We start from the raw sequence: 22330 nt of genomic DNA on the forward strand, positions 1-22330 counted from the left end.
AAAGGAACTATCTATTATTAATAGAGGAAGAGAGCGTAGAACGCGACCGCTTCCGACAGCGCCATACCAATAATGGACTGGACGAGCACCTTACCGGATGCGCCAGGGTTGCGGCCAACGGCTTCAACAGCCTTGGTGCCGACGAGGCCTACACCGATTGCGGCAGCGAAACAGCCGAGGCCAGCAGTGATGCCCTTGCCGAGGTCGCCAGTGAGGCCGCCTTCAGCGAGGGTTTGCAGGGAGGTAATGTCCATTGCAGTGAGTAATTCGATCATAATGAGTTTGTTTTCTTGTTTGTTGCTAAACCTGGCCGCCCACGCTCGTTGGTCAATGGTCCCAGCCAGGAAATTCGGGTTCTATTATAGAAAAGCGATTAATGTGCGTGTTCGTCGTCTCCGTGGTTCACGATAAGACCGATGTAAACAGCAGTCAGTAGGGTGAAAACCAAGGCTTGCACGAGGCCGATCAGGATTTCGAGGAAGAAGAAAGGCACTGGCACAAACCAAGCGATCATGCCGTGCATGCTCGTCAGCAGGTTTTCGCCACCAAAGACGTTACCGAATAGTCGGAAGGGCAGGGAAACGAGGCGAGATAGAATCGATACGCATTCAATAGCGCCCACGCCGATGAAGACGAAGAACAGCATAAAGTAAATTGGTTTCGGCACTTCCTTTTTGTCCGCCTTGTTGCCAAAGAGATCGTAGAAAAGCAGGCCGGGGCCGGCGTAGCGGAGCACATACCAGATCCACGCGATGAAAGAGATGATCGCCAAGGCCAGTGTGGTGTTCAAGTCGGCATTGGCCGGACGAAAGTAATAGTAGAAGTGGCCGACATAGTTTTGGCCGTCAAAGGCGCGGACTTGGTGGCCCTGTGCAACCTCTGCTGCGACTTGGTCTGCGGCAATGGCCTTGTCCGCCACAAAATGGCCGAAGGAGCCAACGCCTGGGAGCAAGCCGCTCCAGTTGTTAATCAGAATAAAGACAAACAGCGTGATGAGGATCGGAAAAACTTTCTTGATCAGCTTTTTGCCGATAATTGGCTCCATGATGTCCAAGACGCCAGTCAACATGCCTTCCATCATCGCTTGTCCGCGAGAAGGGATCAGCTTAGGAGTGCCGACCATCAGCTTAATGCCAATGATGAGCAGGATGGAGATGACCCACCCTGTGACCATGGCGTTGGTTACTGGGATGCCGAACACGCTGAACAGCTTGTAGGCATAAGGACTCACGCCCGTACCGCCGCTGGACGCCATCAAAGGCGTAGCGCTTAACAGGATGAAAGAAGGAAGGAGAAACTTGCGGTGGAGGGCCATTCCGAGGGTTCGGGTGTGGGTCAGGAAATGATGAAGGGGCCTATGAGTTGACGGAAAGCGGAAATGCGTCAACACTAGAAATCAGCGACTATGGACGATTACCAGCAAATCTGCTGGCTGCTATCAGAAAGTCTAATCTGCCTCGAATAAGATTTAAACTTCCCGCGATGCCCAAGCCAGTTGACATTACGGACAAGCTTACGAGCTGGAATACGCCTCAGCGGCAGTCCACGACTCCAAGTGCGGGTCAATCCGTGCTTCGAGGGGGGAGGCGAAATATTGACCTTTTCTCCGCCTTGGTGCTGCTATTGGTCACCGTAGCGGTGCTTAGCCAGTTCGTTTTGCTGGCGGCAATGGGTTAGATCGATCCTGTCAGCGGATTGTTCCGCTGGGGCTCAATGGGGGGGGGCGGAGGCGAATGCCCTCGCCGTTAGTTCATGTTGTTGTTCGAGACGGGCCCGTCGTTGATCAGGTTCGACGGCATATCCGACAGAATGTTTTCCGGCATGTCCTGAATGGGATTCGCGGGCATATCGGTGATCGGATTGGTCGGCATATCCTGAATGGGGTTTTTCGGCATATCCTGAATGGGATTTGCTGGCATGTCCTGGATCGGGTTATAGTAGCCATCTTTGGTGTATTGGCTAGCGATTCCGTTGGCCGCTTTCTGGTCTGTGATCGTCAGGCGGACGCTGTCTGAGCCTTGGCGAAAGATGTAAAGGTCGGGGCTGACTTCGCTACCGTCCTTGGAATGAATTCCGCGGCGATCACCTTCTTGTTCAAAGCGGATGACCAAATAGCGTTGTTTCAGGTCGCGAGCGAGCAGTGGGGTGGCGTCAACGACTGTCACACCAGGTGCGGAGTCCTTGGTCAACACACGGTTAGCCGTGTGGATTGGGGAGCGTTCAAATTGAGCGGTCAAGCTGCGCTTGCTGTTGATCACATCTGTGGCACCGATGTATTCCACACGAAGGGGCCGAGGCTCGCCTTGGACGCGGTCTAGAATGAAGCTGATCAGGACTTTATTATCGCCAGCTGCCTTTAATTGTTCGCCAAGCCCATTGGCTTGCAGATCGAAAATGGCGACCCCTTTAGCGGTCAGCGTTTGCTGTTGAACCCAGCCTTCGCCAACTAGCGTCAAAATGTCACCAGCTTCGAAATGAGCGTGATCGCTGTCACCGTAGCGGTCGTTGGTGCCGATTTTGCCCGTTAGCGTGTAGGCATAAGCGGCAGGGAAAACAGATTCTGCATGGAGGCTTAGGGTGCTGAAACTGGTCAGCAGTGCGAGGATGGTAATTCGTAAAAGCATGACTGGCGGTTTGTTAGGGCGGAGATAAATTTATCACCTTGGCGAGGATTTTGCCCGTGGCAATTGAAATCGCTTCTCCAGCTTGCAAAGCGTTTTCTATTCGATATTTAAGCTTTACTGCCCCATGACAATCGACAGACTTTTTTCTTTAACTACGCACACAACGAGTATATTCCTTTTATAGATGCAATCGCCTGACAAAGCGTCCCCTGGTTCTGAAATTGCCCGTGAATTCACGGTGCAGAATAAGATGGGCATACACGCCCGTCCCGCCGCCATGATTGTACGCGTAGCTAACAAGTTTAACGAAGTGGACGTTTGGGTGGATAAAGACGACGAGCAGGTCAATGGCCGTAGCATTATGGGCCTCATGATGCTTGCCGCTGGGCAAGGCTCCAAGCTACGATTCATCGCGACTGGCCCCTGTGCTGAGGATCTTCTCACTGAGCTTGAGGATCTGTTTACACGCAAGTTCGAGGAGGCGTAACCCCCCCCCCCCCTAGGTCGGGCTAATTTTCGACTTCTCACGCTTCTTAGACGCCATCTAAGTAATCCTGCAAGCTAATCGCTAGCTTTGGTGCCGCTTTTACGAGGTCGTTCTGCGTGGTGACGAGGGGTAAATTCAAGTCCTGAGCCAGTGCGAGGTATTCGCACTGATAGGCAGAGAGGCCAGTCTGCACTGCCAGATCAAGGACGGCGTTGCTGTCGATATTGTATTGGCGCGGGTGCATTTTGTCCTCGGCGGCACGGAGAATTTGCTCTGCCGCAGCGACGCTTACCCAGCCTTCACGGACGTAGCGAACCACGATATTACGAAACTCCGAACGCCAGATCGGCGCGGAGCCCCAGGCGGGGTCTTTATCGTAGGCCCGCTGGGCAAGGTCGGTCATGTCTCCTGGAAGTAGGAGGAATGCCAACGGACCGGTATCAACGATGACCATGCCGTAACCATAACCTTATCGGCTTGATTGTCAATCGGTTCCGGTGACCTTCGGATGGAGGAAATTGTGGAGCTGAGAGGCGAGTTTGGGGCCGATCCCGGGTGCCGCTTGGAGTTGCTCCACTGTGGCCCCCCGCAGCCGATCAAAGCTCCGGAAGTGCTCCAGTAGGGCCTCACGGCGGACTGGACCCAGACCCTCAAAGTCATCCAACACGCTTTCGCGGATTTTCTTACTGCGCAGTTCGGCGTTGAATGTGTTGGCAAAGCGGTGGGCCTCGTCACGTAGGCGCTGAAGCAGGTGCAGGGCAGGGCTGTGCGTCGGTAGTTGGATTGGCTCACGATCGTCGGCAAAGACGATCGTTTCCTCTCGCTTGGCTAGGCCGAACATCATTGGCGGCTCAAGATCGAGTACCAGAAAAGCCTTTAGCGCAGCGCGGACCTGCCCCACGCCGCCGTCAATGACGACGATATCGGGAAATGCTTTTTCCTCCTCATGCAGCCGCCGATAACGGCGGCCCACAACTTCTTCCATGGCGCGGTAGTCGTCATTGCCAATGAAGCTCTTGATGCGGTAGCGGCGGTAATTATTCTTGTCTGGCCTGCCTTCCGCAAAGCGCACCATTGAGGCGACTACGAAGCTGCCCGAGATGTGCGAAATGTCAAAGCACTCCAGTGTGCGCGGCGGGCGGCGTAAGCCCAGAGCTTCCTTGAGTTGGTCTGCCGCCTCGTCGGCTCCTGGTACGGCGACGCGGGGCTCGCGGGTGAAGGTTCGCTGGTTGTGCAGGGTCTTCTTGAGCGCAAACATGACGTCGCGTAGTTGGGCTGCCTTCTCAAAGCGGTGCTCGGAGGCGGCCTTTTGCATTTCGTCCTCCAAGTCTTGAACCCACTCTCGGGTTTTGCCTTCGAGGAACTTTAAACCAGTGGCGACGCGCTGGTGGTATTCCTCGGTCGTGACTTCGGTGGTCTGTTCGTAGATTTCGGCGCGCGCGTCGTCGTAGAGCAGCCAGCGGTCGTCTTCCAGACGCTTCGGCTTGGCGTCGCCGAGCAAAATCCCGAACCGGCGCCGCATCTCGGCCAAAGTTTTGCGGAGTAGCCCGCTGTGGGCGAAGGGCCCAAAATAGCGGGCACCGTCCTCCAGCCGATTACGGGTTAAGCGGAAGCGTGGCAGTTCGCTGGCGATATCTACCCGGACGAGCAGGAATTGTTTATTGTCCGTGAAGTCGGTGTTGTACTTGGGCTTATACTGCTTGATCAGCTTGCCTTCGAGCAGCAGTGCTTCTTGCTCAGAGCGAACCTCTATGATGTCGAAATCATAGATCAGGTCGAGCATTGCGGCGACTTTGGGCTGGGCGACGGCCTGCTTTCGCGAAGGCTGGAAATACGTGGACACACGCTTCTTCAGGCCTTTGGCCTTGCCCACATAGAGCACTCGTCCGAAGCGGTCCTTCATCAGATAGACACCTGGCCCGTCTGGCAGGCGGCGGACCTTTTCCTTGAGTGCGCTGGAGATCATTTAAGAGTTCGTGGAATTTGTCGGATAGGTGAATTTGTAAGTTAAGGGAGCGGTTTTCGCAAGTCACTTGCCGAACGATACGACCACGTTAATCTTCAAGCATTCAACCGTACGAACCATTTACTTCGCGGTAGAGGGAGAATTTTCTCCCTGCAGAGGTTGCAGCTTTGCATTTTATCCTTTGACTTATGGGTGTAACGACAAAGTGATGCAGCTATGGCCTCTCCGGCAAAAGTAGACCTTATAACCCTCGGCGATGAGCTCCTGCTCGGGATTCGAGAAAACAGCCACCTGAAATTTATCGGTGGTGAACTTGCTCGTCATGGATTAGCGCTACGTCGCAATACGAGTTGCCGTGATACGCGAGACGAGATCATACAGGCATTTCGCGAAGCCTGGATGACTGCGGACATCGTCATCACCACGGGTGGCCTCGGTCCCACGAGTGACGACAATACCCGCGAGGTCATTGCCCACTGTCTTGGCTTGGAGCTGGATTTCGTCCCCGAGATCGAAGAAACGATTCGCGCTCGGTTCGACCGAATGGGCCGCACCATGAGCGAGAACAATCTCAAGCAGTGCTACCTGCCGCGCGGTGCCGAGCTGCTGCCCAATCCCTACGGAACAGCACCGGGGATTTATCTACAACTTGAGGGTAAGCGCTTGTTCATGCTTCCCGGGCCTGCTTCTGAGCTGCGCCCGATGTTCAAGGAGCAGGTTCTCACCCGTATTTGCGCGGACGGTTTTTGCAGTCTGGATGACGCCTACCTCCAAATTCGTACGATGGGCGTCGGCGAGAGCGCCCTGGAGACTAAGTTGTTGCCGATTCTCAACGCCAACCCCGATGTTCAAGTTGCTTATTGCGCACATCAGGGAATGGTCGATCTCCGCCTTAGCTTGGACAGCATGCCCATCGACTTCGAGCGTTTACGTGCTGTTGGCGATGAGTGCCGTGAAGTGCTGGGCCCGGACTTTGTTTGTTTTGGGCACTGCCACTTGGCCAAGGCGATTTTTAATTACCTGCGTGCGCATGAACGTACGCTCAGCGTAGCGGAGTCCTGCACCGGCGGGCTGCTCTCCAATGCCTTTACGGACATCCCAGGCGCGTCCAAGGTCTTCGCTGGTGGCTTTGTCTGTTACAGCAATGAATCCAAGATGGAAATGCTCGGCGTGCCGGAATGCATCCTCCAGCAGCACGGCGCGGTCAGTGCGGAATGCGCAGTCGCGATGGCTGATGGTGCTGCAGAGCGCCTTGGCACGGACTACGCACTTTCTGTAACGGGCTTTGCTGGCCCCTGCGGTGGCACGCCCGAGAATCCCGTGGGCACGATTTACATTGGTTACCACAGCCCCTTGGGCAGTTGGTGCGTGCGTATGGTCCGCCCGGGTGAGCGCACTACCGTCAAAACGTTGGCCGTGAATCGCGCTCTCGACGTCATGCGTCGCAAACTTCACAAATATAATCTTGGAGAGGCCCTCGCCTGTGAATGCAAGGCCGAGGAAGCAGAAGTAGCGGAATAATTCGACAAGTCTGGCGTTTCCCAGTAAGAATCCCCTTATGAATCGAGACCGTGCCCTTGACCAACTAAAGAATCACGACGAGCCTTTTGACTTCGTCATCATTGGGGGGGGGGCAACTGGCCTCGGGTGTGCGGTGGATGCCGCGAGCCGTGGGCATTCTGTTGTGCTGATCGAGCAGGCGGACTTCGCTAAGGCCACCTCCAGCCGCAGCACAAAGTTGGTCCACGGCGGTGTGCGTTACCTTAAGCAGGGAAATATTTCTCTGGTGCTGGAGGCCTTGAAGGAGCGCGGGCGGTTATGCGTCAATGCGCCGCATTTGGTCAGCCATCAGGCGTTCATCGTGCCGATTTACAGTTGGTGGGAGGGGCCGTTTTACGGGATCGGGATGAAGGTTTATGATATGCTTGCAGGCAAGCTGGGCCTCGAAACCTCGCAAAATCTTTCGCGTAAGGAGACCTTGGAGCGTATTCCGACGCTGGAGCAAGACGGTCTCCAGGGGGGGGTGATTTACTACGATGGTCAGTTCGACGACTCGCGATTAGCGGTCAACCTTGCTCAGACGGTGTTTGATCAGGGCGGCATCGCGGTTAATTACGTGAAGGCCGTCGGGTTGGAAAAAGAAGCGGGCTTGATTTCGGGCGTCGAATGCGAGGATGTCGAAACGAATGAACATTTCCACATCCGCGCCCGTGCGGTGATCAATGCAACGGGCGTCTTCACCGATGGCGTGCGTCACATGGACGATCCCAGCGCCCAGGGGATGGTTGCCGCCAGCCAAGGCGTGCACCTCGTGTTACCCAAGGAATTCGTTCCAGGCGACGCTGCGGTAATGGTTCCCCATACGACTGACGGGCGCGTGCTGTTTGCGGTGCCGTGGCATGATCACGTGGTCGTCGGCACTACCGATACGCCCACGGAAAACATCGATTTGGAGCCACGGCCGCTGGAGGAGGAGATCGATTTCATTCTCGCCAATGCCGCGCAATATTTAGCCCGTGATCCGAAACGCAGCGATGTGCTTAGTGTTTTTGCGGGGTTGCGCCCATTGGTTAAATCTTCGGGATCCGGCAACACGGCGGCAATCTCACGGGACCACACCATTGTTGTTTCAGACAGTGGTTTAGTGACGATTTGCGGCGGCAAATGGACGACCTACCGCAAGATGGCCGAGGATTGCATTGACCACGCTGAGATGATTGCCGGGCTTGAACAGCGCCCTTGTGTGACAGCGGAGCTGAAAATTCATGGCCATACCGATAGCCCGACGAACGACCATCCGCTGTTGAGTCTATATGGGAGTGACGGGCTGGAGATTCATGCTGCTGCGAAAGCTCATCCTGAGCTGGCGGCGCTGCTGCACCCGGACTTGCCCTACACTGTGGGCGAGGTTCACTGGGCTGTGAAGCACGAGATGGCGCGTAAGGCCGAGGATGTGTTGGCGCGACGTATGCGCGCATTATTTTTAAACGCTCAGGCCGCGCATGATTGCGCTCAGTCAGTGGCGGATATAATGGCCGGAGAGTTAGGACACAGCACGGATTGGGCGACGGCCGAAGCCCAGCGTTTCCAGAAATTGGCCAGCGGTTATATGGTTAAATAGGCAGTCTGTATCAGAATAATAAGTTTTAAGGGTAAAGGAATTACTTAAAACGCCGTAAGTAATGGAAGTTTGAGTATCAAAATACATAGCGTTTATTTGTTGTCGCTTTTTTTTATGACCACGTGCGTTGCTTCTACGCTTGATTGGGACGCATTGAGCTGGACGCCTGGCTCTACGAGCCAGACCTACAATAATGTCGATGGTAGCGGGGTAAATGTCACGATAAGCATATCGGGTGGCTCTTTTTTAACAAATTATCCGCAGTTAAACACTGACACAACGGGTGGAGTATCGCCCGCCCAGAAGTCACTGCAGCTTTATATTAATGAATCCTCGCAGGGCAATGGAGCTACAGTTACCATTAGCTTTTCATCCGCAGTGAATAGCTTGACGCTTAATCTTTACGATGTGGACACTGGCTCGGGTGGTTTCTTCTCTCGAACCTTTCGAGATCAAGTTAACTTCAACCAGACCCCTAGCTCGTTGACTGGAAGTAGCGCGAATGGTGTTTTTGGCGATACCGTTCTTGGCCTGTACGAGAATGACAGCACGAGCAGTGGTGGCAATGTTACTGCGGTCTATAATGGGCCTGTGAGCAGTGTGTCGTTTTTCTACGGTGCGGGAATTTGGACGCAGTCGAATCCGGCTGGGCAGGCCATTTCGTTGGCTGACTTCACTTTTACCAGTCCGATTCCAGAACCATCCACCTATCTCTTTGGCGGATTGTTGATGGGCTTTGTAGGCCTACATATTTGGCGCAGCCTAAAGAGCCAGAAAGAGGCTTCACATAACGCGGATGACGGAGGCAAAAGCACTCCATCACGATACGCTGCATCGGCTTTATAGGGGCGAGCTTTTTATTAACGGCGACGGCCGAAACCGCCTGGCTTGTCGTTGAATCCACGATTGCGTTTTTTACGGGCAATTGCGGTTCCTGGCATGCGTAGGTCTGGCTCGCTGCGATAGCGGAAATCTTCCAATTTGCGACGTGGGATCGGCCGTTCAATGTAGCGTTCAATCGCGTCGAGGAATGCTAATTCATCCGTGGAATAAAGCGTGTAGGCTTCGCCTTCGGTGGCGGCGCGTCCGGTGCGGCCAATGCGGTGCACGTAGTCTTCGGGATTCTGGGGCACGTTGTAATTGATGACGTGCGAGATGCCGGAGACATCTAGCCCACGTGAAGCAATATCTGTCGCGACGAGGATTTCGTATTTGCCCTCCTTGAAGCCTGCTAATGCCTCTTTACGCTCACTTTGAGAGCGGTCTGCGTGCATTGTGGTGACGGAGTGGTCGTGGTCCTGGAGCCAGCGAGTAACGCGGTCGGCGTCAATCTTGGTCCGGGTGAAAATTAGCACGCTATTATAATCGAACTTTTCCAGCATGGCCAAGAGCAGGTCATACTTTTGGATGCCATCGACAGGGTAAATCGCGTGGTCAACGGTGTCCGCGGTTTTGCTGTTGGAAACGATTGCAATCCGTTCTGGGTCCGTGAGCACCCAATTAGCCAGTGACTGAATCTTGTCCGGCAATGTGGCGGAAAAGAGCAAGGTTTGGCGTTCTTTGGGGCAGTAGCGCACGATGTCCGCCACTTGGTCGATGAAGCCCATGTCCAGCATGCGGTCGACTTCGTCCAGAATGAGGATTTCCAGGTGGTCGAGGCAAAGGTTTTTCTGCTGAAGGTGGTCGATCAGGCGGCCAGGGGTCGCTACGACAATGTCGGCACCGGCTTCAAGGGCTTGTAGCTGGGCACCATATTTAACACCACCATAGATGAGGACTTTGGTCAGGTCGAGGTGCTGGCCGTAGTATACAAGCTGCTCATCCACCTGCCCGGCGAGTTCTCGCGTGGGCTCCAGGATAAGGGCCCGGGGGCAGTTGGGAGAGTGCTTCTCGAGTTTGGAAAGAAGCGGCAGGGTGAAGGCTGCGGTCTTGCCAGTGCCAGTCTGCGCTGAGCCGATCACGTCTTTACCGGACATCACTACCGGGATCGCTTGTTCCTGGATCGGTGTAGGGTTAACGTAGCCTTTATCGCGGACTGCCTGCACCACGGCTGGCAGCAAATTCAATTCATCAAATGTCATGGAAAACGTCTGTTAATAAACGTAATCGTTCGTAAGGAAAGGAAATTCGCGGATGTGGGCCATGGGGAGTGTTTCGAGGGGGGGGGTATTGAAGGCGAGATGGGCTGTTTTTTTTTAAGTGCATAATCCTTAAGTTATTCTTTATTAATTGCTTATGGGGTTTTTTAATTGGTGGTGCTCGCTGTTGAGGGACGAAAGCCTTGTATTGGGTGCCTTTCGTGGGGTGGAATGACCCGAGAAATCAGGTTAAGGTTACCGAGAAAGTGCAACTTTTGGGTGGATGGGGTGTTTTTGAAGATGTGAAAGCTGCTCAGTCCCACGCGCTTCCAGCTTGGCAATCGTCAAATGGCAGCGTTAAGGTAACCACTATGTCTGATGACCCCGCCACCAAAGACGACGCTGCCGAGCCAGATGTCGACGCTGAGCGCATGCTCCGCGTGGGGCAGGGTGACCAGCAGGCGCTACGGGAGATCATAGAACATTGGCAGGGGCCTATGATTAATTTTTTCTACCGTTCGTTACGTTCGGTGGAGGCCTCGGAAGACCTAGCGCAAATGGTATTCATTCGCATTTATCGTGCAGCTGAACGCTATCAACCGACCGCGAAATTTTCCACGTATCTCTTCCATATTGCACGGCGGGTGCTGATTAATGAGTTTCGTCGGCAGAGTCGCAAGCCATTGGATAGCATGGACCCGGCGGATTTGCAGGCTTCCACGCCGGGCCGTGACAAATTACAGTTGATGGAGCTGGAGGAGGCCTTCGCTCAGGCTCTGGAAACGCTACCCGAAAACCAGCGGACAGCGATTCTTTTGCTCAAGCAGCAGCAACTCAGCTACGAGGAAATCGCTTTGACGATGGAAGCTTCCGAGGCCGCCGTCAAAAGCTGGATTCACCGTGCGCGCCAGAAGCTGAAAGACGAATTAGCTGATTTTTACCGCCCCGAATGACCTAATTGTCTATACCAACACCTAAACGAAGATATTTCACCGATCCATCGACTTAATCCTGACTTTTTGAAACTTTTTCACACAAAAAGCGTTTGCGCTAAGTAGAACATCATGAACCAGCCCGAACATAGCTCCGATCCTCTGGATCAGCTCTTGGCCAGCCAGCCAGTGACGCCAGCGCCCGACTTTGCGGCGCGGACTTTGGCGCGCCTGATGGCCGAGGAAACCGCGCAAAAGGGCGGTGGCGAGGCGTTTGATGCCGAGCTGGATGAATTGTTGGCCATGCAGCCCATTGCCCCCTCTGGCCAATTGGCGGACCGTGTTTTAGCTGAACTGAATGCTAAAGAAGTCACCCAGCCGGAGGATGACAATAAAGTGGTTGGCTTCCCTTCGTGGGTGGTCGCCATTGGTGGAATTGCTGCCGCGATGGTTATTGGCATGTTTTGTTTCATTACGCTCTTTAAATACGCTGATCATCAGCGGTCCAGCGAGACGTTCGCCTCGACAACAACCGCAGCACCCGTCGTGGAAACGCCCGGAATTGAGCCGATTCCTGAAGTCGTTGAATTAGTGATGGTTGCGGATAATGTTAGTCGAGATGCATCCGTAACGTCGGTTCGTGAAATCCTTATTGATGAAGGATTATCGCCGAGTTCCGAAGTGTTGGAGTACGAAACAGTGCTCACGCTGGACGATACGCTGGGCGACATTTTGCTCCTCGCAGACATTGATACGCTGGATACCCTCCAAGCCTTCCTTAACTAAAATCATGAGCGCGCAATATTTCAGTCCCCGATTCTTTCTCAGCCTCACCGTTAGTGTGCTGGCGGTAGGATGCCTGTGGGCGGACCAACCTCGCTACCCTGGGCTGGATAATCCTTTTAATGCACCTCCAGCGCGCAAAAGGGAAATGCGCCCGCCGCCGCCGTTACCCGATACGCCTGCGGCCGCGGAAGGTGCCAAGCAACTGATGAGCGAGCTCAATGTCGACGACTCCAGCGAGTACTACGACGCAGAGGCCAAGGTGTCGATCGAGCAGCTTTATGCGTTGGAGCGATTTCTAGAAACACCACCTGACCAATTAGCACGCATCCGCGAGACCATTGTTCGGGTCGAAGCCATGACCCCTGAAGAGCGGGCTGCCATGCGGGAGAAAATCCAAGCTTTCCGCCGTTTGCATCAGGAGAAGATTGATAAGGTCCGGGCTGCGCATGTGCGCTGGAAATCCTATGAACCAGCGGATCGCCGACTGCTGCACCGCTACGTCATGAGCTTGCCCAAAGAACAGGCAAAGGAAATTCGGGAGCAGACGATGGCCATGAGCCCCGAGGAGCGTGAAGCGTTTTTTCAGGCCTTGCTCACCAAGGCCAAGGAAGCAGAGGCTCAGGGCGCTTTGCCAGACTTGCCGGATTCCGTCCGCAACTGGCGTGATCGCAAAGGCGATGGGCAACCGTCTGAACGTCTTGACGTCCGTCGGGATACGCCGCCTGCACCTTAATTTGGGTTTGGCTTTTCGCGCTGGTGAAAAATGTCGGATTGGCGTTTGGCGAAAAATAATTTCATCAGGATATTACTGATGGTGATGGCCTTGCGTGTGCACGGCCTGTTTTTGCGGAAAACTTTTGAACAGTAAGCAATGGGCAGCGTCTATATTAGCGTTACTCCCCCATTGAAATTCACGCTCCCAAGTGGAGAGTGGCAATCAAAGTAGCATAGCATAGCAACCAAAGTAACAGGCAGAGTCTTAGCTGGATCTGTCGTCTGTGTAGAGCCGTCTTCCTCCCTTGGAAGGCGGCTCATACATGTATATGGAGTTTTTCGGGGTCGGAATTGTAAAAGTCAGGTGGCGCAGCGACTTTCTCTGGTCAATGTGGGCGAGTCATGGATAATGCTCAACCAGCATGCAAAGAGTCGAACGAGAGTCCCAATGCCTATTGTTCATATGCACAGGCAACTATTACCGTAGTCGGTTTGCGGAGGGGCTGTTTAATCATTTAGCGAGTCAGGAGGGTCTGCCTTGGTGGGCTTATTCGCGTGGGTTGAACATCAACTGGATCATCGATAACACTCAGATCTCGCCGTTTACCGAGGGGGCACTGGTTGGTCGGGGCATTGACCTCGTGCATACGGGTTCCCGCCGGATGCCCTTGTCGCGCATGGACTTGCATGGTGCGGATCGAGTGATCGCCTTGAAGCGTGATGAGCATCACCCAATGCTGGCGCATCAGTTCCCCGGCTGGGAAGAGCGGGTAGAATACTGGACTGTGCACGATGTGGATTTTGCCACGCCAGAGGTCGCTCTGCCTGAGATTGAAGCCCTTGTAGGCGGCCTGATCGATGAGTTGCGTCCCAAGATGGCCTGATTGCGGTCTATTAAAACGACGACGGCTCCTATTTGGAGCCGCCGCCTACCTGAACCTGCTATTCTGATGTTTGAACTTGGTCGGCTGTCGAAAGACACCGTTACCTTATTCGATAGTAAGAGTAGGCGGTAGGAGCTTTATTCCAGAAAAACGAATTTTCGTAAAAAAGTTCCAGAAGTTGCTGTCAGTTAGGCCCGGGCGGCCTTTTCCGCTTCATAAATTGCCTGAAGGCGGGCGAAATCTTCTTCCTTCGTTCCACTGGCGATAACGTGATCGTAGTGCGGGGCTTCAGTGAGCTCTTTGACGGCGGTCTGAATGCGGCGTTCAATCTCCGCCTCGTCATCACTTTGGCGCGTGGCTAGGCGTTCGCGGACCTGTTCGGGCGTGATCTGGATAAATACCGTGACCACGCGGCCACGAAGCGCATCGGAATTTTGCGCCGCCAGGCGGTAGGTCGCCGCGCCCTGGACATCTACATTGAGCAGTAAATCAATGCCAGCGCTGATCTTGGCGTCGATTTCCCGCTTGAGCGAGCCATAGTAGCGGCCTTGTCCATGGACTTCGGCATGTTCGTAAAATTCCCCGTTGGCGATCATCTGCCGAAACGTTTCTGGTGGGAAAAAATAGTAGTCCACGCCGTCCACCTCACCGGGGCGTGGATCGCGGCTAGTGGAGGTAATGACGCGACCAAGACTGTCATACGTTGCCAGCATGCGGTCGCAGACCGTGGTCTTACCGCTGCCAGCGGGACCGGATACTACCAGCATCAAACCGGACGAAACGTTGTCAGACATGCCCCGCAACATGGAGCTTGATATCACCCGTGACAAGGAAAAGTGAAGACTCTTAGTAGGTGAACGAAGTCACCACCAGCACGGCACCATAGGCCATGAATGCGCCGCCGAATACTTTTAGCCGTTTCGGTTGGCTCCAGAGCCACTCAAAGAAATCACGTAGCAGGTAAGGCATGGTGCCCAAAAACATAGCGGCAATGATCAGCACATAAACGAGTGTGACGAGCAACAGGCGTTGGGGTTCGTCATACTGCATGTAGGCCGCGCCAAGCAGTGGGCCTGCGCTCAGGAGAATCAGGCCGGCTAAACCACGCACCGCCAGAAAATCCGGGGTGCAGAAAAAAGCGGCGGCTGCCGTTAGCCCAAAAATCGCGAGCAGGATCATCTTATAGTCACCAAAGTCAGCCTTGCCCAACTGGGCAACGTGCGACAGGAACCACAAAGCCGCCAAGCCAAAAAGAACATAGGCCGCCATCTGGGAGCGTAGTAGCCCCAGCGCGCGAGTCCGCGTCTTGGCGTTGCTGCGGAAAAATAGCAGGCCCCAAGCGATTAACGCCAGACCGGTCAGCAAGGTTGCGACAAAAAGAGACATGAAGGTCGGAAACATGAGGCAAGCCGTCGCCGATGAAAAGCCAAAAGATTTCCTATCAGATAGGGGACATCTATAGGACTTTTGGCAGTATGCATCTAATTTATATTTTGGAGTATAATACTCATTTTCGACCCCCATCACTAAAGTTATGCTTAGAATCACCGCTATAAGTTTTAACGCAATGAATCATCGATTGATTCCAGTTAGACCACTTGTTATGATGGATCAGTATTCCGAGTCTGAGCACCCCAGCGATATGACCCCAAAGCAACGTTTTGATTTGGAGCGCTGGGCGCGTCTGAATGATATGACGTTGGAGGAATTTCTCGAATCCGATCTGCTTCAGCAACTGAACGAATTTCGGGCGCGGCGTAGTAAAAACCAGTCAGCATCTTCGGGTGACAACGGCACCTGCGAACGGAGCAATTAAAGGTCGATCGAAAAATCGGATTTGGGCGGGTTCAATAAACTCGTGCCGCCCTCTGAATCGACGACCCCAGAAGCTTCCAAACTTGTAGCACCTGCGCCCATGGCAGCATTGGCCTTGCCCTGTTGCTTTTCTTGAGCTGGGGTTTGATCCGAGGTGCAGCCGGCCAAGGCCAGTGCGATTAGTATGGATAAGGCAATGTACTTCATGGTTGGAGCATTACTGGCTCTTCCAGCATTGGTTCAAGTATAACCCACAAGTTATCAGCAATGACTTGTTGGCCCTTGGCGTTGGGGTGAATGCCGTCAGGGAGATTGAGCTCTCTGTTGCCTGCTACGCCCTCCAGCAAAAATGGAATGAGCGTCGCATGATTGGCTTCGGCCAGTTCATCGAAAGTTGCTGAAAAACGCGCCCGGTAATCGTCGCCCATGTTGGGCGGCATAAACATGCCTGCCACGATCAATCGTGCATCTGGGTGCTTCTCTTTGACCAGATCGAGAATCCCCTGCAGATTCGCTTTCATGGCGTTAATCGATTGCCCACGGAGGCCGTCATTGGCCCCCAGGGCGAGCATGAATACGCCCAGTTTCTGCTGGGAACGCTCCAGCCCGGCCAGTGACCACTTGATGCGGTTCAATCCGCCTGCCGAGGTTTCACCGCTAATTGCCGAGGCTTGGACGACATAATCGCTCGCCAGTCCGGCGGCTTCAATTTTCTGCTGAATTAGGGCTGGGTAGCCTTCGTTGCGGGACAGGCCATGCGCGGCGGTTAGGCTGTCGCCGTAGAGCATAATGGTTTCCGGGCGGGCTTCAGCTTTTGGAGAGAGCAACGCTGTCAGTAAGCCCAAGCTAATGGCGAATAATGCCGCTAGGCTGCGACGCCATGATGGGCGGATTTGTGCGTTGTTTGTAGTCATCGTTTGCAAAACACCCTGAACCATGTTCAACCATAGAGCAATGTCCGAAAGTGATCAGTCTGCCAACCCTGCGCCGGTGCTCGAGGCTATCGATGTGCGCAAAAGCTATGCCTCGGCGCATGGTTCACTCGAAATCCTCAAAGGCGTCGACTTTCGTCTCAGTGCCGGAGAGACCCTTGCCATCGTTGGCCCCTCGGGCTGCGGGAAGACGACGCTGCTCGGCCTCTGCGCTGGACTCGACAATCCCAGCTCCGGCTCAATCAAGCTCCAGGGCGTTGCATGGGACAGCATGACGGAGGACGGCCGCGCCGCCTACCGCAATCGGCACGTCGGCTTTGTTTTCCAGAACTTCCAACTTATCCCAACCCTAACCGCGAGGGAAAATGTGCTCGCTCCTTTGGAGCTGCGTGGTGAACGCGGAGTGGGCCACTTAGCCGATGAATGGCTGGCCAAGGTCGGCCTCAGCGATCGGCAGGATCATTACCCGATCCAGCTCTCTGGCGGCGAACAGCAACGCGTCGCCCTAGCCCGCGCCTTCATCAACGATCCCAAGATCCTCTTTGCTGACGAACCAACCGGTAACCTCGACCCCGAAACTGGCGCGCGCATTGAAGAGCTTCTCTTCGCCCTCAACCGTGACCATGGTGCCACCCTCGTCCTCGTCACCCACGACCACGATCTTGCCGCACGTTGCCAACGTCGCCTCGCCATGCGAAGCGGCCAAATCGCGCAATTGAACGCCTAGTGCAATCACCGGTAAAAGAACTTTAGAACTCAGCCTTCGTCATTAAGATGTCCTTCACTCTGCTCACCGCTTGGCGCGACGCGCGTTCTCAGCACCAGCGATTGTTGCTGTGCGCGATCTCGATTGTTTTTGGCGTGGCGGCGCTGGTGGCGATTAATTCCTTTGGCGACAACTTGCGCGCCACGATGGATAAAAAGGCGCTTACGCTGCTGGGGTCCGATTTGCGTTTTGCGTCGCGCACGCCCTTTAGCACTCGCGCCGAAGTCTTCTTCGAGCAGCTCGGCGGCGAGCAGTCTCGCGAAACGCGCTTTAATTCGATGGCGCTGTTCCCCACGACCAACGATACGCGCCTGGTGCAAATTCGTTCGGTTGACGGTGGGTTCCCTTTTTACGGTGAGTTCGAAACCGATCCAGCAGGCATTGATGTGGCTGGTGCGAGCGAGCCCATTGCGATCGTTGATCCCGTCTTGCTTGCCTTGTTTGAGCTGAAGCCGGGTGATCCGATGACGATTGGGCAGCAGACTTTTACCATTGCCGGAGCCATTGTCGAAGTGCCCGGCGAGTCTGCCTTTGCCGGCCTCTTTGCCCCGCGCGTCTACATTCCCTCGGAGTATCTGGAGGCAACGGGTCTCGTGGGCTACGGAACGATTGCTTTTCATCGCGTCGATTTCAAGCTACCGCCCGGTGCCGACGCCGACATCATCGCGGCGAACGCCAAGCTCCTGCTCGACGAGGAACGTATTCAGTACAACACCGTTGCTACGAAAAAGAAAGACCTCGGTCAGTCGTTGGAAAACCTCTACCGCTTCTTTAATCTGATCGGAATGATTGCGCTGCTACTTGGCGGCGTGGGCGTGGCTGGTGCCGTGCAGGCATACTTACGCGGGAAACTAGAGGCGGTCGCCGTGCTACGCTGTCTGGGCTGTTCCGTCGGTGCAGCCTGCCGGGTGTTTCTTTGGCAGGTGCTGGCGGTGACTTTTGTCGGCGCGCTGATCGGTGCGTTGCTTGGCGTGATTGCGCAAGTCTGGTTGCCCGCGGTCATTGGCCCGCTGCTGCCCTTTGAGATTGAGAGCTTTGTCAGCTGGCCGCGTGTGTTCGAGGGGTTGGGCTTCGGTTGGTTGATTGCCGCATTATTTTCCCTGCTGCCGCTCTTGCCTCTGCGTCGCATAAGTCCGCTCCGTGCCTTACGTGCCAGTTATCAACCGCAACGAAAATTTGATCCACTCGTCGCGATGGTCTGGGCGGTGATCGGCGTCTTGCTCGTTGGCTATTGTGCCGCGCAAACGCAGACGCCTTGGCATGGTGGGGCCTTCGCTGTGGGCTTGGGCGTCGCGCTCATTATCTTTACTGCTGCCGCTACTTTGCTTCGCAAAGTATTGTCGTTGGCGGTGGGGCGGGGAGGGTCTTATGTCGTTCGCCAAGGGCTCGCCAACTTGCACCGGCCGAACAATCGCACGCTGTTTTTGGTCGTGACACTGGGCATGGGCGCGTTCCTCATTCAAACTCTGTTCTTGATCCAAGGCGTGCTGCTCAGCGACACCGAACTGGTTGACAGCGATACCGAGCCGAATGTTCTTTTCTTTGATATCCAGAGCGATCAACTCAATGACTTTACGGCCATCGTGGAGAGCGAAGGCTTGACCGTTGCGGACAGCGCGCCCATCGTTACCATGCGATTGGCGGCGGTTAACGGGCGATCAGTGACAGAGATCAAATCGGATCGGGGGCAAAAAATTGACGAGTGGATACTCAATCGAGAATGGCGCTCAACCTGGCGGACTGAGCCCTCCGTTACCGAGGAAGTCATTGCCGGTGAGTTTGTCGGCCAATGGGATGGCCTACGCGAACCGGTGCCGATATCGCTTGAGCTCGATATGTCAAAAGACCTTGGCGTTGGTGTCGGCGACACGCTTACTTTTGATATTCAGGGATTACCTTTGCAATGCAAAGTGTCATCGATTCGAAAAGTGGACTGGAAGCGTATGCGACCAAATTTTTTCGCTGTTTTCCCCGAGGGTGTGTTGGAAGGCGCTCCCACTTGGCATATTACCTTTGTTCGTGCGCCCACCCCGAAAGCACTCGCGACTTTGCAGCGCAAAGTCGTTGAGGCGCATCCTAATATTTCGGCGGTTGATCTGAGCGTGGTGCTCGATGGTCTGCGTGATATTTTGGGCCGCGTCTCTTTTGCGCTGCGCTTCATGGCGTCTTTCACTCTGCTGACTGGTATCGTGGTGCTGGCTTCCGCGGTGATCACCAGTCGCTACCAGCGCTATCGAGAAAGCGTGCTCCTGCGGACGATTGGTGCCAGTGCTGCACAAATTCGCGCCATTATGGCCGTGGAGTATTTGGCGGTAGGGCTGCTTGCCGGGGTGGTTGGTGCACTGCTCGCTTGGGCCGCCGCAGCGGGATTGGCGATCTGGGTTTTTGAAACCAATGCACCGGTCCCGATCTGGGGAACCATCGCGACGATCATCGTTACCACCGCGCTGACGCTTGCTACGGGGCTAGCGAACAGTCGCGGTATTTCCAATAGCCCGCCGCTAGCCGTGCTCCGTGCCGAAGCTGCCAACTGAAGACATTTACTGCTGCACTTTTTTGTAGCGAAAGCAGTCCGTGGTGTGGTCGTTGACCATGCCCATGGCTTGCATGAACGCATAGCAAATAGTGGAGCCGACGAAGTTAAAGCCGCGCTTTTTTAGATCTTTGCTCATCGCGTCGGACTCCTTGGTCTTCGCGGGAATGTCGGAAAACTGGTTCCAGCGATTCTGGATTGGCGAGCCATCGACAAAGCGCCAGAGGTAGGCGTCGAGGCTGCCAAATTCCTCAATGACCGCTAGTGTGCCGCGGGCATTTTTGACGAGTGATTCTACCTTGAGCCGATTGCGGACGATCCCTTCGTTGGTGAGCAGCTTGTCCAAATCCTTCTGCGTGTAACGTGCGATGCGGGTGAAGTCGAAGTTGTGGAGCGCAGCGCGATAGTTCTCCCGTTTGCGCAAAATGGTAATCCAGCTCAGGCCGGCTTGTGCGCCTTCGAGGATGATGAATTCGAACAGCTTGCGGTCGTCGTGAACGGGCAGTCCCCATTCACGGTCATGGTAGTCAACGTAGAGCGGATCTTCACCGCACCAGGCGCAACGTTTCGTCTTCATAAGTTTTCCGCTAATTCGATGGGGTCTTGGGTCGGCGTTAAGCATTGCTTTGCAACGCAAAGTTGGAATCCGTCCGGTTGAGCATCGTCATCGGTTGTGCGCAGGAAGACGGGTCGCCAAGGCCGTTTGCTCAGCGCATCGCGGAGGGTGCTGAGATCTTGTTTGCCCTTGATTTTGATGACAGCCACGCCAACGGCATCTTGGGTGAAGCCTGCCAGCGCATGCGCGGCGGCACCAGGGGCACGAGTGGCCAAGCCGGTATAGGCCGGGCGCAGCGCGTTGAGTTGTGCGGCGTAATTCGCATCGCCAGTCAGCGCATAAAGCGCGCTGTAGACATGGACCAGCGCCGAGTTTCCGGCAGGGGTCGCGTTGTCGAACCACGTTTTCTTGCGTGTTACTAGATCTGTCTGATCCTCAGCGGTGAAGAAGCAGCCTGGCGCGTGCGGGTCGGCAAAGCGGGCATGGATGGTTTGCACAAGCTTCACTGCGCGCTCCTGATAGCGGGCAGATGCGCTCGGCTCGACCCAATCGACTTTTCCAGATAAAGTAAGCAGCGCTTCGGCGAACCAAGCGTAGTCATCGAGACGGCCGTTATAGCGTGCACCCTCGCCCGAGTAGTAAACGGATCGGAGGCGGATGAGGCCATCATTGTCGGTTTCCGTAAAGGCTTCCCAGAGCCAGTCAGCGACTTCGATGGCGCGGGTCATCCACTCACGATGACCAAAGGCAAACGCCGCTTCCGCCAAGCCGCGCACGACGAGGCTGTTCCAGGATAACAGGATTTTTTCGTCAAGGCCCGGTGTCGTGCGCTTTTGACGCGCCGCCAATACTTTTTGCCGCAACTCATTGAGCGATTCGCGTTTCTCGAAGCTGTCGTAGACAAAGGCGGGGTTGGTGGTGCCGTGCTCGAAGTTGCCTTTGTCGGTGATGTTGTAGGCGTCGCAAAAGATTTCGGCGTCTTCCTTGCCCAGAATGGCGGCTATTTGCTCGGGACGCCAGACGTAGTATTTGCCCTCTTCGCCCTCGCTGTCGGCGTCCAACGCAGCGCGCCAAGCACCCTCAGGAGAGCGCATTTCGCGCTCCAGCCAAGTGACGGTTTCCTCGGCCACGGCGCGGAACATCGGATCGCGGTAGCGCTGCCAGCCCTTCGCGTAGGCATCGAGCAGCAGACCGTTGTCGTAGAGCATTTTTTCGAAGTGGGGGATCAGCCAGAGCTTGTCGACGCTGTAGCGTGAAAAACCGCCGCCGACTTGGTCAAAAATCCCGCCGTGGGCCATGCCCTTGAGCGTGAGCTGGATGACCTGATCCAGACGTTGCGCGAGGGCGGGTTTGGCGTCGCAAGCGGCGGTTCCACGGATGCCCAGCAAGAAGTTGAGCGACATCGAAGGCGGGAACTTGGGAGCCTCGCCGAAGCCGCCCCATTCGTCGTCGTGTTGCGTGCAAATGCCCTCGGCGGCGGTGATTAAATCTTTGCTGAGGAGGTCGTCTCCGGTGGCACCGATGGGCTTGTTGCCCTCGGCCATGTTCTTGAGGATGTTGTCAGCATTTTCCTCCAGCTCTTCGCGATTCTTCTGAAAATAATCCGATATGCGCATAATGAGCTGCGGCCACGGGACGAGGCCTTGGCCACGGTCTTCGGGCGGAAAATACGTGCCGCCAAAGAATGGCCGCCCGTCCGGTAGACAAAATACATTGAGCGGCCAGCCGCCGCGTTGAGTGATCATCTGCACGGCCTCCATGTAGATCTGGTCAACATCGGGATGCTCCTCGCGGTCGACCTTCACGCAGACGAAATGCTGATTCATCAAGCGCGCGATGCTAGGGTCTTCAAAGCATTCGTGGGCCATCACATGGCACCAATGACAGGCGCTGTAGCCGATGGAAATGAGCAAGGGTTTGCCTTGGCGTGAGGCCTCGGCGAGGGCTTCTTCTCCCCACGGAAACCAGTCCACGGGGTTTTCAGCGTGCTGGCGCAAATAAAGGCTGGGCGATTCGGCAAGGCGGTTGGACATGGTCAATTGTTAAAGAGCGGATTTCACTAAGCGTAGGGCAAATAAGGCGGCGATGCCTATTGCGAGCAAAAAAACGACGATGCAGCCCAGTGGGACTTGGCGG

General features: G+C 55.1%; 24 protein-coding genes. 12 read left to right on the forward strand and 12 right to left on the reverse strand.

What is annotated here, in order from left to right:
- Positions 1–17 precede the first annotated feature (17 nt).
- Together IE065_RS05565 and atpB are read right to left on the reverse strand one after the other, a co-directional pair.
- Positions 18–275, reverse strand: a complete 258-nt coding sequence (locus tag IE065_RS05565; protein WP_229792063.1) for an ATP synthase F0 subunit C — start codon at positions 273–275, stop codon at positions 18–20.
- Positions 276–373: 98 nt separating this feature from the next.
- Positions 374–1315, reverse strand: coding sequence for a F0F1 ATP synthase subunit A (gene atpB, locus IE065_RS05570; RefSeq protein WP_189512708.1), 942 nt, complete (start codon positions 1313–1315; stop codon positions 374–376).
- Positions 1316–1482: 167 nt separating this feature from the next.
- Between atpB and IE065_RS05575 the strand changes: the two genes are divergently transcribed.
- A complete protein-coding gene (locus IE065_RS05575; RefSeq protein WP_189512709.1) occupies positions 1483–1677 on the forward strand; it encodes a hypothetical protein in 195 nt (64 codons plus the stop codon).
- 68 nt (positions 1678–1745) lie between these two features.
- Here the strand turns inward: IE065_RS05575 and IE065_RS05580 are convergent, their stop codons facing one another.
- Entirely contained in the window at positions 1746–2624 is an 879-nt protein-coding gene (locus IE065_RS05580) for a hypothetical protein (RefSeq protein WP_189512711.1), read from the reverse strand.
- 184 nt (positions 2625–2808) lie between these two features.
- Between IE065_RS05580 and IE065_RS05585 the strand changes: the two genes are divergently transcribed.
- Complete coding sequence (locus IE065_RS05585) at positions 2809–3111, forward strand: HPr family phosphocarrier protein (protein WP_189512713.1); 303 nt, start codon at positions 2809–2811, stop codon at positions 3109–3111.
- 46 nt (positions 3112–3157) lie between these two features.
- On the opposite strand, the gene IE065_RS05590 is transcribed toward IE065_RS05585, so the two are convergent.
- Positions 3158–3565, reverse strand: coding sequence for a type II toxin-antitoxin system VapC family toxin (locus IE065_RS05590; protein WP_189512715.1), 408 nt, complete (start codon positions 3563–3565; stop codon positions 3158–3160).
- Positions 3566–3595: 30 nt separating this feature from the next.
- Complete coding sequence (locus IE065_RS05595; RefSeq protein ID WP_189512717.1) at positions 3596–5077, reverse strand: excinuclease ABC subunit UvrC; 1482 nt, start codon at positions 5075–5077, stop codon at positions 3596–3598.
- Positions 5078–5293: 216 nt separating this feature from the next.
- Here IE065_RS05595 and IE065_RS05600 point away from each other — a divergent pair, with 216 nt between their 5' ends.
- The 3 genes from IE065_RS05600 to IE065_RS05610 all read left to right on the forward strand — a co-directional run bounded on the left by IE065_RS05600 (position 5294) and on the right by IE065_RS05610 (position 9044).
- Positions 5294–6598: a competence/damage-inducible protein A gene (locus IE065_RS05600; RefSeq protein WP_189512718.1), complete on the forward strand. Its 1305-nt coding sequence runs from the start codon at positions 5294–5296 to the stop codon at positions 6596–6598.
- Between the two features lie 37 nt (positions 6599–6635).
- Positions 6636–8198, forward strand: coding sequence for a glycerol-3-phosphate dehydrogenase/oxidase (locus IE065_RS05605; RefSeq protein WP_189512720.1), 1563 nt, complete (start codon positions 6636–6638; stop codon positions 8196–8198).
- A 114-nt stretch (positions 8199–8312) separates the two neighbouring features.
- Positions 8313–9044 (forward strand): hypothetical protein, encoded by a 732-nt coding sequence (locus IE065_RS05610; RefSeq protein WP_189512722.1) that lies wholly within the window; start codon positions 8313–8315, stop codon positions 9042–9044.
- Between the two features lie 14 nt (positions 9045–9058).
- Here IE065_RS05610 and IE065_RS05615 read toward each other — a convergent pair whose 3' ends face one another.
- Positions 9059–10279, reverse strand: a complete 1221-nt coding sequence (locus IE065_RS05615; RefSeq protein ID WP_189512724.1) for a DEAD/DEAH box helicase — start codon at positions 10277–10279, stop codon at positions 9059–9061.
- A 368-nt stretch (positions 10280–10647) separates the two neighbouring features.
- Between IE065_RS05615 and IE065_RS05620 the strand changes: the two genes are divergently transcribed.
- From IE065_RS05620 to IE065_RS05635, 4 genes are all read left to right on the forward strand, one after another.
- Positions 10648–11229: an RNA polymerase sigma factor gene (locus tag IE065_RS05620; protein WP_200163275.1), complete on the forward strand. Its 582-nt coding sequence runs from the start codon at positions 10648–10650 to the stop codon at positions 11227–11229.
- Positions 11230–11340: 111 nt separating this feature from the next.
- Positions 11341–11994: a hypothetical protein gene (locus IE065_RS05625; RefSeq protein ID WP_189512726.1), complete on the forward strand. Its 654-nt coding sequence runs from the start codon at positions 11341–11343 to the stop codon at positions 11992–11994.
- Between the two features lie 4 nt (positions 11995–11998).
- On the forward strand, positions 11999–12727 hold the full coding sequence (locus IE065_RS05630; RefSeq protein WP_189512728.1) for a DUF3106 domain-containing protein: 729 nt from the start codon (positions 11999–12001) through the stop codon (positions 12725–12727).
- Between the two features lie 403 nt (positions 12728–13130).
- Positions 13131–13592, forward strand: coding sequence for an arsenate-mycothiol transferase ArsC (locus IE065_RS05635; RefSeq protein WP_189512730.1), 462 nt, complete (start codon positions 13131–13133; stop codon positions 13590–13592).
- A 188-nt stretch (positions 13593–13780) separates the two neighbouring features.
- Here the strand turns inward: IE065_RS05635 and IE065_RS05640 are convergent, their stop codons facing one another.
- Together IE065_RS05640 and IE065_RS05645 are read right to left on the reverse strand one after the other, a co-directional pair.
- Complete coding sequence (locus IE065_RS05640; RefSeq protein WP_189512732.1) at positions 13781–14386, reverse strand: guanylate kinase; 606 nt, start codon at positions 14384–14386, stop codon at positions 13781–13783.
- 52 nt (positions 14387–14438) lie between these two features.
- The gene (locus IE065_RS05645) at positions 14439–14978 is read right to left on the reverse strand and encodes a hypothetical protein (RefSeq protein WP_189512734.1); all 540 of its coding nucleotides are present in this window, start codon (positions 14976–14978) and stop codon (positions 14439–14441) included.
- Positions 14979–15159: 181 nt separating this feature from the next.
- On the opposite strand from IE065_RS05645, the gene IE065_RS05650 reads away from it, so the two are divergent.
- Positions 15160–15408 carry a hypothetical protein gene (locus tag IE065_RS05650; protein WP_189512736.1) on the forward strand — a complete coding sequence of 83 codons (249 nt, stop codon included), beginning with the start codon at positions 15160–15162 and terminating at the stop codon, positions 15406–15408.
- Here IE065_RS05650 and IE065_RS05655 read toward each other — a convergent pair.
- Both IE065_RS05655 and IE065_RS05660 read right to left on the reverse strand, forming a co-directional pair.
- Positions 15405–15614, reverse strand: coding sequence for a hypothetical protein (locus IE065_RS05655; RefSeq protein WP_189512738.1), 210 nt, complete (start codon positions 15612–15614; stop codon positions 15405–15407). The two genes, IE065_RS05650 and IE065_RS05655, sit on opposite strands and share 4 nt — an antisense overlap.
- Positions 15611–16321 (reverse strand): arylesterase, encoded by a 711-nt coding sequence (locus tag IE065_RS05660; RefSeq protein WP_189512740.1) that lies wholly within the window; start codon positions 16319–16321, stop codon positions 15611–15613. Before IE065_RS05660 ends, IE065_RS05655 begins: the two co-directional genes overlap by 4 nt.
- Before the next feature lie 22 nt (positions 16322–16343).
- On the opposite strand from IE065_RS05660, the gene IE065_RS05665 reads away from it, so the two are divergent.
- Complete coding sequence (locus IE065_RS05665) at positions 16344–17066, forward strand: ABC transporter ATP-binding protein (protein WP_229792064.1); 723 nt, start codon at positions 16344–16346, stop codon at positions 17064–17066.
- A gap of 47 nt (positions 17067–17113) precedes the next feature.
- A complete protein-coding gene (locus IE065_RS05670) occupies positions 17114–19639 on the forward strand; it encodes an ABC transporter permease (protein ID WP_189512742.1) in 2526 nt (841 codons plus the stop codon).
- 6 nt (positions 19640–19645) lie between these two features.
- Here IE065_RS05670 and IE065_RS05675 read toward each other — a convergent pair whose 3' ends face one another.
- Both IE065_RS05675 and IE065_RS05680 read right to left on the reverse strand, forming a co-directional pair.
- The gene (locus tag IE065_RS05675; RefSeq protein ID WP_189512744.1) at positions 19646–20215 is read right to left on the reverse strand and encodes a DNA-3-methyladenine glycosylase I; all 570 of its coding nucleotides are present in this window, start codon (positions 20213–20215) and stop codon (positions 19646–19648) included.
- On the reverse strand, positions 20212–22227 hold the full coding sequence (locus tag IE065_RS05680) for a thioredoxin domain-containing protein (protein WP_189512746.1): 2016 nt from the start codon (positions 22225–22227) through the stop codon (positions 20212–20214). The genes IE065_RS05675 and IE065_RS05680 overlap by 4 nt, the downstream gene beginning before the upstream one ends.
- Positions 22228–22330 lie beyond the last annotated feature (103 nt).

The sequence above is a fragment of the Cerasicoccus arenae genome (assembly GCF_014651635.1).
Lineage (GTDB): Bacteria > Verrucomicrobiota > Verrucomicrobiia > Opitutales > Cerasicoccaceae > Cerasicoccus > Cerasicoccus arenae.

Bases quoted from the DNA above. Each gene is read 5' to 3' on its own strand.
- IE065_RS05655 (WP_189512738.1), bottom strand. From the start codon at position 15,614: ATGAAGTACATTGCCTTATCCATACTAATCGCACTGGCCTTGGCCGGC.
- IE065_RS05580 (WP_189512711.1), bottom strand. From the start codon at position 2,624: ATGCTTTTACGAATTACCATCCTCGCACTGCTGACCAGTTTCAGCACC.
- IE065_RS05665 (WP_229792064.1), top strand. From the start codon at position 16,344: ATGTTCAACCATAGAGCAATGTCCGAAAGTGATCAGTCTGCCAACCCT.
- IE065_RS05675 (WP_189512744.1), bottom strand. From the start codon at position 20,215: ATGAAGACGAAACGTTGCGCCTGGTGCGGTGAAGATCCGCTCTACGTT.
- IE065_RS05635 (WP_189512730.1), top strand. From the start codon at position 13,131: ATGCAAAGAGTCGAACGAGAGTCCCAATGCCTATTGTTCATATGCACA.
- IE065_RS05650 (WP_189512736.1), top strand. From the start codon at position 15,160: ATGAATCATCGATTGATTCCAGTTAGACCACTTGTTATGATGGATCAG.
- IE065_RS05620 (WP_200163275.1), top strand. From the start codon at position 10,648: ATGTCTGATGACCCCGCCACCAAAGACGACGCTGCCGAGCCAGATGTC.
- IE065_RS05605 (WP_189512720.1), top strand. From the start codon at position 6,636: ATGAATCGAGACCGTGCCCTTGACCAACTAAAGAATCACGACGAGCCT.
- IE065_RS05615 (WP_189512724.1), bottom strand. From the start codon at position 10,279: ATGACATTTGATGAATTGAATTTGCTGCCAGCCGTGGTGCAGGCAGTC.
- IE065_RS05595 (WP_189512717.1), bottom strand. From the start codon at position 5,077: ATGATCTCCAGCGCACTCAAGGAAAAGGTCCGCCGCCTGCCAGACGGG.
- IE065_RS05565 (WP_229792063.1), bottom strand. From the start codon at position 275: ATGATCGAATTACTCACTGCAATGGACATTACCTCCCTGCAAACCCTC.
- IE065_RS05680 (WP_189512746.1), bottom strand. From the start codon at position 22,227: ATGTCCAACCGCCTTGCCGAATCGCCCAGCCTTTATTTGCGCCAGCAC.
- IE065_RS05640 (WP_189512732.1), bottom strand. From the start codon at position 14,386: ATGTCTGACAACGTTTCGTCCGGTTTGATGCTGGTAGTATCCGGTCCC.
- IE065_RS05670 (WP_189512742.1), top strand. From the start codon at position 17,114: ATGTCCTTCACTCTGCTCACCGCTTGGCGCGACGCGCGTTCTCAGCAC.
- IE065_RS05660 (WP_189512740.1), bottom strand. From the start codon at position 16,321: ATGACTACAAACAACGCACAAATCCGCCCATCATGGCGTCGCAGCCTA.
- IE065_RS05645 (WP_189512734.1), bottom strand. From the start codon at position 14,978: ATGTCTCTTTTTGTCGCAACCTTGCTGACCGGTCTGGCGTTAATCGCT.
- IE065_RS05590 (WP_189512715.1), bottom strand. From the start codon at position 3,565: ATGGTCATCGTTGATACCGGTCCGTTGGCATTCCTCCTACTTCCAGGA.
- IE065_RS05625 (WP_189512726.1), top strand. From the start codon at position 11,341: ATGAACCAGCCCGAACATAGCTCCGATCCTCTGGATCAGCTCTTGGCC.
- IE065_RS05585 (WP_189512713.1), top strand. From the start codon at position 2,809: ATGCAATCGCCTGACAAAGCGTCCCCTGGTTCTGAAATTGCCCGTGAA.
- IE065_RS05610 (WP_189512722.1), top strand. From the start codon at position 8,313: ATGACCACGTGCGTTGCTTCTACGCTTGATTGGGACGCATTGAGCTGG.
- atpB (WP_189512708.1), bottom strand. From the start codon at position 1,315: ATGGCCCTCCACCGCAAGTTTCTCCTTCCTTCTTTCATCCTGTTAAGC.
- IE065_RS05575 (WP_189512709.1), top strand. From the start codon at position 1,483: ATGCCCAAGCCAGTTGACATTACGGACAAGCTTACGAGCTGGAATACG.
- IE065_RS05600 (WP_189512718.1), top strand. From the start codon at position 5,294: ATGGCCTCTCCGGCAAAAGTAGACCTTATAACCCTCGGCGATGAGCTC.
- IE065_RS05630 (WP_189512728.1), top strand. From the start codon at position 11,999: ATGAGCGCGCAATATTTCAGTCCCCGATTCTTTCTCAGCCTCACCGTT.